This is a genomic window from Pseudomonas sp. 13B_3.2_Bac1, assembly GCF_025466205.1.
In the GTDB taxonomy this organism is placed as follows: domain Bacteria; phylum Pseudomonadota; class Gammaproteobacteria; order Pseudomonadales; family Pseudomonadaceae; genus Aquipseudomonas; species Aquipseudomonas fluorescens_H.
Map to the genome: position 1 here is coordinate 1 of NZ_JANLOG010000139.1, position 8,210 is coordinate 8,210.

An 8,210-nucleotide genomic window follows, 5' to 3' on the forward strand; every position below is an offset into this window, starting at 1 on the left:
CAGGTGATTTGCAGTGCTCGCGCGAAAGGTGATCATTCCCCGCGAATGTACTGCTCCAGCTGTTTGATCAGCTCTGCCTGTTCGGCAATCGCCTCTTTTACCAGGTCGCCGATCGACAACAGACCGATCAGCTTGCCGTTCTCCACCACCGGCAAGTGGCGCAGGCGTTTGTCGGACATGATGCTCAGGCAGGTGTCGACGGTCTGGTGGGTGTCCACGGTGATCACCGGCGAAACCATGATGTCGCGCACCGGTGTGCCCACCGAGGAACGCCCGTGCAGCACCAGTTTGCGTGCGTAGTCACGCTCACTGATGATGCCCAGCACTTCGTCGTTCTCCACCACCAGCAAGGCCCCGACGTTTTTCTCGGCCATCTTCATCAGCGCTTCGAGCACCATGTGACCGGGTTTGATCTGGTGTACTTCCTGATTTTTCTGATCTTTGAGCTTGAGCAGTTGGGCGACGGTCTTCATGGCGGTTACTCAGGTGTTGTCGTTGTTCTCCAAGCATCGTAGACGCTGGCGCGCAGAGCAAGGTGGCAAAGCGGCAGATAGCACGCAAAAAACGTCATTTGCCGGTTTTTCCGGCTTACCTCCAACCCTGTGGCGAGGGAGCTTGCTCGCGCTGGACTGCGTAGCAGTCCCAAACCCTGAGAATTCGGTTTGCCTGATGCACCGCATTGCCTGGTTTTACGAATGCTGCGCAGCCGAGCGGGAGCAAGCTCCCTCACCACAGGGAATGGGGTTATCGCTTGAAGGGCAGCGTAGAATGCCCCTCTGATTCAATTCCTGAGGTTGCAGTGGTGGATTTACAGCAGGGCTTCGTCCTGACCCGGCATTGGCGCGATACCCCGGCCGGCACCGAAGTCGAGTTCTGGCTGGCGACCGACGCCGGGCCGCGCCGTGTGCGCCTGGCGCCGCAGACTTCGGTGGCGTTTATCCCCGCCGAACAGCGTGAAGCAGCCGAACGCCTGCTCCACGACGAAAAGAACGTCGAACTGCGCCCGCTGGCCCTGCAGGATTTCGAGCATCGCCCGGTGCTGGGCCTGTATTGCCAGCAACACGGCCAGTTGATGCGCCTGGAAACCGCGCTCAACCGCGCCGGTGTCGACGTTTATGAAGCCGACGTGCGCCCGCCGGAACGCTACCTGATGGAACGCTTCATCACCGCGCCGGTGCTGTTCAGCGGCACTGCCGATGCCGACGGCGTCTTGCTCAACGCCCAACTGAAGCCCGATCCCAAATACCGGCCCAAACTGCGCCTGGTCTCGCTGGACATCGAAACCACCGAAACCGGCGAACTGTATTCCATTGCTTTGGAAGGCTGCGGCCAGCGTCAGGTGTACATGCTCGGCGCGCCGAACGGTGACGCGAGCATCGTCGACTTCGATCTCGAATACTGCGACTCGCGCACCGTGATCCTGAAGAAACTCAACGACTGGTTCGCCCGCCACGATCCCGACGCAATCATCGGCTGGAACGTCGTGCAGTTCGACCTGCGCATACTCCACGAACATGCGCGGCGCCTCGGCGTGCCGCTGAAAATCGGTCGCGGCGGCGAAGAGATGCAGTGGCGCGAACACGGCAGTCGCACACACTACTTTGCCTCGGCGGCGGGGCGGCTGATCATCGACGGCATTGAATCGCTGCGCTCGGCGACCTGGAGTTTTCCCTCGTTCAGCCTGGAAAACGTCGCGCAGACCCTGCTCGGCGAGGGCAAGGCGATCGACAACCCGTACCAGCGCATGGACGAAATCAACCGCATGTTCGCCGAGGACAAACCGGCGCTGGCCAAGTACAACCTCAAGGACTGCGAACTGGTCACGCGGATCTTCGCCAAGACCGAGTTGCTGACGTTTCTCCTCGAACGCGCCAGCGTTACCGGGCTGCCGGCGGATCGCAGCGGTGGCTCGGTGGCGGCGTTCACTCACCTGTATATGCCGCTGATGCACCGCCAGGGTTTCGTCGCGCCGAATCTGGGCACCAATCCGCCGCAGGCCAGCCCGGGCGGCTTCGTCATGGATTCGCAACCGGGGCTGTACGAATCGGTGCTGGTGCTCGATTACAAGAGCCTGTATCCGTCGATCATCCGCACCTTTTTGATCGACCCGGTGGGCCTGATCGAAGGCCTGCAACACCCGGACGATGCCGATTCGGTGCCGGGGTTTCGCGGCGCCCGATTCTCGCGCACCCGGCATTGCCTGCCGTCGATCGTCGCGCGCGTCGCCGAAGGCCGCGAGACCGCCAAGCGCGAGCACAACGCGCCGCTGTCGCAGGCGTTGAAAATCATCATGAACGCCTTCTACGGCGTGCTCGGTTCCAGCGGTTGCCGATTTTTCGATACGCGTCTGGCGTCGTCGATCACCCTGCGCGGCCACGAGATCATGCTGCGCACGCGGCAGCTCATCGAAGCGCAGGGCCACGCAGTGATCTATGGCGACACCGACTCGACCTTCGTCTGGCTGCGCCGTCCGCACGGGCAGGAGGAAGCGGCGCAGATCGGTCAGGCGCTGGTCAAGCACGTCAACGACTGGTGGCGCGAGCATGTGCGCGAGGAGTACGGCCTGCAAAGTGCCCTCGAATTGCAGTACGAAACGCACTACAAACGTTTTCTGATGCCGACCATTCGCGGCGCCGAGGAGGGCAGCAAAAAGCGCTACGCCGGACTGGTGAGCCGCGCCGACGGCAGTGAAGAAATGGTCTACAAGGGCCTGGAAACCGTGCGCACCGACTGGTCACTGCTGGCCCGGCAGTTCCAGCAGGAGTTGTACGAGCGAATCTTCCAGCGCAAGCCGTATCAGGATTACGTGCGCGATTACGTGCGCAAGACCCTGGCCGGCGAATTTGATGAGCGACTGGTCTACCGCAAGCGCCTGCGCCGCACCCTCGATGACTACGAACGCAACGTGCCGCCGCATGTGCGCGCGGCGCGGCTGGCCGACGATTACAACGCACAGCACGGGCGCCCGCGGCAATATCAGAACGGTGGCTGGATCAGTTACGTGATCACCCTGGCCGGGCCGGAACCGCTGGAAGTGCGCCGCGCCGCCATCGACTACGACCACTACATCACCCGCCAACTGCAGCCGGTGGCCGATGCGATTCTGCCGTTCGTCGACGACGACTTCTCAACCCTGATCGGGGGGCAACTGGGCCTGTTTTGAGTCCAGCAGTTGCAGGGTCCATTCGTCGAGGATGCCGTGGAAGTAACGTTCGAGTGCCTGATTGAACAGACTGTCCTCGGTGCCAAACTGGGCAAACAGCGTCATCGAGGAGTGAAACTTCAGGTCATCGGGGTGGCCGAAAATCTCCGCAATCGAACGCTGACGGATGTTCAGTACCAGCTGCGTGCAGGTGCGCAGTCGAGCGCCGAGCAGGTCATGGGCCAGGTAAGCCTCGGCTTCCTCGGCAGACTGAATGGCGAAGCGCCGGGACATTTCGCTGCCACCGAGCCCGGCGAACTGCGGGAACACAAACCACATCCAGTGGCTGCGCTTGCGCCCCTCGTCGAGTTCACGCTGGATCCGTTCGAACACCGGGTCCTGGGCCTGGACGAAACGCTGAAGATTGAACGGGTCGCACTGATCAGTGCTTCTCATGACGAAGCCCTCGCCAGCCGGCAGCGACTCAGACCATAGCCAGCCGCTGCTTGCGTTGTGGCGCTTTAAATACTTGGTCCAGCGCCGCCAGATCCCCGGCATCCAGTTGCAACTGCGCCGCTTGTGCATTGAGTTGCACGTGTTCCGGTCGCACAGCCTTGGGAATCGCAATCACACCATCCTGACGCAGAATCCACGCCAGTGAAACCTGTGCCGGGGTCACGTTGTGACGAGTGGCAATCTTGTTCAGCACCGGTTCAGCCAGCATCGCGCCACCCTGGCCAATCGGGCAGTACGCCATCAACGGCATGCGCTGCTGTCGGCACCATGGCAGCAGATCGAATTCGACGCCGCGCTCTTCCAGGTTGTACAGCACCTGATTGGTGGCGCACGCCGGGTTGGCCAGTTCTTCGAGGTCGTCGACGTCAAAATTCGACACGCCCCAGCGGCCGATCTTGCCGTCCTCGCGCAGGCGTTCGAACGCTTCGACAGTTTCATCCAGCGGATACTGGCCGCGCCAATGCAGCAGATAGAGGTCGATGTAATCGGTGTCGAGCCGGCGCAGGCTGCGCTCGCAGGCTTGGGGGATGCCTTTGCGGCTGGCGTTGTGCGGGTAGACCTTGCTCACCAGAAACACCTGGTCGCGCAGACCGGCAATGGCTTCGCCGACCACGCTTTCGGCACCGCCCTCGGCGTACATTTCCGCCGTGTCGATGAGGGTCATGCCCAATTCGATGCCTTGGCGCAGCGCGGACACTTCACGCGGGTGCGCCGAGCGATCTTCGCCCATGCGCCAGGTGCCCTGGCCAATCACGGGAACCTGCACGCCTGCCAGTTCGAGGGTACGCATTCAAACCTCCTGTGCTGATGGTCGATACCTTAGTGGGCAGCAGGATAGCGCAGGGGTTCCAATGAAGGGCGATGAACCTGTGGCGAGGGAGCTTGCTCCCGCTGGACTGCGCAGCAGGCCGCTGCTTTCCAACTTAATGAAAAGCGAGGGCCGCTTCGCGCCCCAGCGGGAGCAAGCTCCCTCGCCACAGGAAATGAGTGAGGCCAGTTATTTTGTGGTGAATTTCAAGACGACGCTTTGTGTATAAGCCTGTCCCGGATCCAGCCGCGTACTTGGGAAATCCGGCTGATTCGGCGAGTCCGGATAGTGCTGAGTCTCCAGGGTAAACGCGCCCCAGTGCGGATAGACCTTGCCACCCTTACCCTTGACCGTGCCGTCGAGGAAGTTGCTGGTATAAAACTGCACCCCCGGCTCGCTGGTGAACAGCTGCAAATGCCGCCCGGACTGCGGATCGCTGACCTCGGCGGCGACCTTGCTCACATCGCTTTTGGTATCCAGCACCCAGTTGAAATCGAAGCCGCCCAGTTTCGGCTCGGCGAATTTCAGCTGCGGATGATCGGCCTTGATGTGCGTGCCGATCGCGGTGGGTTTGGTGAAGTCCATCGGCGTGCCGGCCACGGGTGCCAGTTCGCCGGTCGGGATCAGCTTGGCCGTGACCGGGGTATAGCGGTTGGCGTGCAGGGTCGCGACTTGTTTCAACACGTCGCCATTGCCGGCACCGGCGAGGTTGAAGTAGCTGTGGTTGGTCAGGTTGAGCACCGTCGGTTGATCGGTGCTGGCCTTGTAGTCGATGCGCAGTTCGTTGCTGTCGGTCAGGCGATAGGTCACTTGCGTGGTGAGGTTGCCTGGGAAGCCCATTTCGCCATCCGCCGAAAGGTAGGTCAGGGTCACGCCGACGGAATCCTTGTCTGTGACGGGCTCGGCTTTCCAGACCTTTTTGTCAAAGCCCACAGTGCCGCCATGCAAGGCGTTGGACTTGTCGTTCTGCGGCACCTGATACCGCTTGCCGTCGAGTTCGAAGGCGCCTTCGGCCAGTCGATTGCCGAAACGGCCGATAGTCGCGCCGAAATAGGCGGTGCCTTTCTGGTAGCCCTGGACATCGTCGAAGCCCAGCACCACATCGGCGGCTTTGCCGTGTTTGTCCGGTACCAGCAGCGATTGCAGGGTGGCGCCGTAGGTGATGACGGTCGCCTGCATGCCGTGGCTGTTACGCAGGATGTATTGCTCGACGGGCGTGCCGTCATTGGTTTTGCCGAAGGCTTTGTGTTCGGCGGTCAGGCCGGCCGCGTTGGCGGAGAGGGTGGCGATCATCAGGGACAGTCCGAGGCCGGAGAGCAGGTGACGTGATTGAAGCATGGTTGACCTTCCTTTTTGTTGTTGTTTTCAAAACAGGGTAATAGTCATGCTAATTGTGAGTTGAGTCAGAATTTATAGCCGGTTAAAGGTTTAGTGCAAACATAAAGTCATACTAAATGGTTGCCGAAGGTCGGGAAATCGTGCCAGCGCTGCACTTTTCCGGATTCGGCGGCTCTATCCATGGCCAGGATGCGGCGACGCCCGCCGCGCAGGAATGTGCCTGTTCGAGAATTCATGCCGAGAGTTTTTCCCCCCATCGCCCGATTCGTTCGCCGCCCGTGCCTGTTGCTGGCCTGTCTGTCGTCGCTGTTTGTCAGCGGTTGCACGCATCAGGACGGCAATGGCTTTTTCGCGCAGATGCGCGACGGTCAACCGCAGGAATTCCTGCAAACCAGCGTCGACCGCATGGCCACATTGGCGATGCGCGACAACCTCAACAGTCTGTATCGCCTGATGGGCAAGCTGTATTTGCGCAACCCGGAAGAACTGCGCAAGTCGGGCTTCCTCGACATCAACACGGCGGTGAAACAGGTGCGCCTGGCGGTCGAGCAGCAGCAACCGTTGCCGGTGCTGGGCGGGCGCAAAGATCTGGCGGCGCTCAGTTATGCGATGAGTCCGGAGTTTCTCGGGGATCGGGTCGGCGCCTTCATCTATGCCATCGGCAGCATGCTGGTCACCGCCCATGGCAATCGCGTCGAGTTCTACATGACCGATGCGATCAACCCGACCTTCGTCCACAACGCCGCGCGCAACATCGAGAAAGCCACGTGGATTCTGTCCCAGCGCCAGAACAAGGAAGGCCAGCCCTTGCTGTTCTCCAACGAAATCTCGGAGGAGGGTAGCAACCTCAGTTTCGCCACCGAATTCGGCAAGATCGTCGCGCGCCTCGACTTGCTGACGCAGATGCTCGACGAGCGCTACCGGCGCATCGGCCTGAATTACGCGCAGAGCCTGCTGTTCCTGAATTTCCTGCCGGTGCAGTAAGTGCGGAGATCCAATGTGGGAGCGAGCCTGCTCGCGAAAGCGATCTGCCAGGCGCTGAATCTCTGATAGATCCACCGCATTCGCGAGCACGCTCACTCCCACATTGATCAAATTGTGAGTGGGGTTTTTGTATACAATCCATCGCTACTATTGATCCAAAGGGAGCTGCACCTGTCATGACCGACTCCGCAAGCACCGAATTCACCCGCCTCGACCACGCCACCCGTGCAGAAAAACTGCCCTATGCCGCGTTGCTGGCGTTCGCCATGACCGGCTTCATCGCCATCCTCACCGAAACCCTGCCGGCCGGGCTGCTGCCGCAAATCGGCGCCGGGCTTGGGGTCAGCGAAGTGCTCGCCGGGCAACTGGTGACGCTGTATGCGCTGGGCTCGATCGTCGCGGCGATTCCGCTGACCGTCGCCACCCGGGGCTGGCCACGGCGGCGGGTGCTGCTGATGACGGTTGGCGGTTTCCTGGTGTTCAACACCATCACCACGTTCTCCAGCCATTACGGTCTGACCCTCGCTTCGCGGTTTCTGGCCGGGATGGCGGCGGGGTTGTCATGGGGGATCATGGCCGGTTACGCCCGCGGGATCGTGCCGGCGCATCAGCAGGGGCGAGCGTTGGCGATCGCCATGCTCGGCACCCCAGTGGCACTGTCGCTGGGCACACCGGCGGGGACCTGGCTGGGCAACCTGATCGGTTGGCGCGCTTCGTTCGGGATCATGTCGGCGCTGGCATTGGTGTTGGCGGCGTGGATCGTGCTGGCGGTGCCCAATCGTCCGGGCCAGACCAGCGCCGAACGCCTGCCGCTGCTGCAATCGCTGCGTCTGCCGGGCGTACGGCCGGTGCTGTTCGTGGTGCTGACCTGGATGCTCGGGCACAACATTCTCTACACCTACATTGCGCCGTTCCTGATGCAGGCCGGGCTGGCCGAGCGGGTCGATCTGGTGCTGCTGGTGTTCGGTCTGTGTTCGCTGGTCGGGATCTGGATCATCGGCCTGCTGGTGGATCGCTGGTTGCGCTGGCTGACCCTGATCAGCCTCGCGGTGTTTGCCGTGACCGCCCTGGTGCTGGCGCTGATGTCACCGTCGCCGTGGCTGATCTACACCTGCATGGCCGTGTGGGGCTTGTCGTTTGGTGGCTCGGCGACGTTGCTGCTGACGGCTGCAGCGGATTCGGCTGGCGAGCATGTGGACGTGGTGCAGGCGATGCTCACCACCTCCTGGAACGTGGCGATTGCCGGCGGCGGTCTGTTTGGCGGGCTGCTGCTGGATCGGGCGGGGGCGATGTCGTTTCCGTGGGCGCTGTTGATCCTGTCGCTGATTGCGCTGGCGACGGTGTGGATCAACCGTCATCACAGTTTCAAACCGGGCCGGCGCGTGCATTGATCTACCTGGCACCCTATAACCCCTGTGGGAG

General features: G+C 61.7%; 8 protein-coding genes. 3 read left to right on the plus strand and 5 right to left on the minus strand.

Annotation, left to right across the window (positions count from 1 at the left end):
* Window positions 1-32 precede the first annotated feature (32 nt).
* A complete protein-coding gene (locus tag NTD85_RS22495) occupies window positions 33-473 on the minus strand; it encodes a CBS domain-containing protein (RefSeq protein ID WP_045122370.1) in 441 nt (146 codons plus the stop codon).
* A 329-nt stretch (window positions 474-802) separates the two neighbouring features.
* On the opposite strand from NTD85_RS22495, the gene NTD85_RS22500 reads away from it, so the two are divergent.
* Entirely contained in the window at window positions 803-3,163 is a 2,361-nt protein-coding gene (locus NTD85_RS22500) for a DNA polymerase II (protein ID WP_262143254.1), read from the plus strand.
* Here NTD85_RS22500 and NTD85_RS22505 read toward each other — a convergent pair.
* The 4 genes from NTD85_RS22505 to NTD85_RS22520 form a co-directional block, all read right to left on the minus strand.
* The gene (locus NTD85_RS22505; RefSeq protein WP_262143255.1) at window positions 3,128-3,598 is read right to left on the minus strand and encodes a DUF1810 domain-containing protein; all 471 of its coding nucleotides are present in this window, start codon (window positions 3,596-3,598) and stop codon (window positions 3,128-3,130) included. The two genes, NTD85_RS22500 and NTD85_RS22505, sit on opposite strands and share 36 nt — an antisense overlap.
* A 28-nt stretch (window positions 3,599-3,626) precedes the next feature.
* Entirely contained in the window at window positions 3,627-4,448 is an 822-nt protein-coding gene (locus NTD85_RS22510) for an aldo/keto reductase (RefSeq protein ID WP_262143256.1), read from the minus strand.
* Between the two features lie 207 nt (window positions 4,449-4,655).
* A complete protein-coding gene (locus tag NTD85_RS22515; RefSeq protein WP_262143257.1) occupies window positions 4,656-5,804 on the minus strand; it encodes an aldose epimerase family protein in 1,149 nt (382 codons plus the stop codon).
* Between the two features lie 107 nt (window positions 5,805-5,911).
* Window positions 5,912-6,040, minus strand: a complete 129-nt coding sequence (locus tag NTD85_RS22520; RefSeq protein WP_262143258.1) for a hypothetical protein — start codon at window positions 6,038-6,040, stop codon at window positions 5,912-5,914.
* Here NTD85_RS22520 and NTD85_RS22525 point away from each other — a divergent pair.
* Window positions 6,039-6,788: a hypothetical protein gene (locus NTD85_RS22525; protein WP_003223587.1), complete on the plus strand. Its 750-nt coding sequence runs from the start codon at window positions 6,039-6,041 to the stop codon at window positions 6,786-6,788. The two genes, NTD85_RS22520 and NTD85_RS22525, sit on opposite strands and share 2 nt — an antisense overlap.
* 176 nt (window positions 6,789-6,964) lie before the next feature.
* On the plus strand, window positions 6,965-8,179 hold the full coding sequence (locus tag NTD85_RS22530; RefSeq protein ID WP_262143259.1) for an MFS transporter: 1,215 nt from the start codon (window positions 6,965-6,967) through the stop codon (window positions 8,177-8,179).
* Window positions 8,180-8,210: the final 31 nt, after the last annotated feature.

Coding starts and splice junctions, on each gene's coding strand:
- NTD85_RS22495 (WP_045122370.1), bottom strand. CDS start 473: ATGAAGACCGTCGCCCAACTGCTCAAGCTCAAAGATCAGAAAAATCAG.
- NTD85_RS22505 (WP_262143255.1), bottom strand. CDS start 3,598: ATGAGAAGCACTGATCAGTGCGACCCGTTCAATCTTCAGCGTTTCGTC.
- NTD85_RS22510 (WP_262143256.1), bottom strand. CDS start 4,448: ATGCGTACCCTCGAACTGGCAGGCGTGCAGGTTCCCGTGATTGGCCAG.
- NTD85_RS22515 (WP_262143257.1), bottom strand. CDS start 5,804: ATGCTTCAATCACGTCACCTGCTCTCCGGCCTCGGACTGTCCCTGATG.
- NTD85_RS22525 (WP_003223587.1), top strand. CDS start 6,039: ATGCCGAGAGTTTTTCCCCCCATCGCCCGATTCGTTCGCCGCCCGTGC.
- NTD85_RS22520 (WP_262143258.1), bottom strand. CDS start 6,040: ATGAATTCTCGAACAGGCACATTCCTGCGCGGCGGGCGTCGCCGCATC.
- NTD85_RS22530 (WP_262143259.1), top strand. CDS start 6,965: ATGACCGACTCCGCAAGCACCGAATTCACCCGCCTCGACCACGCCACC.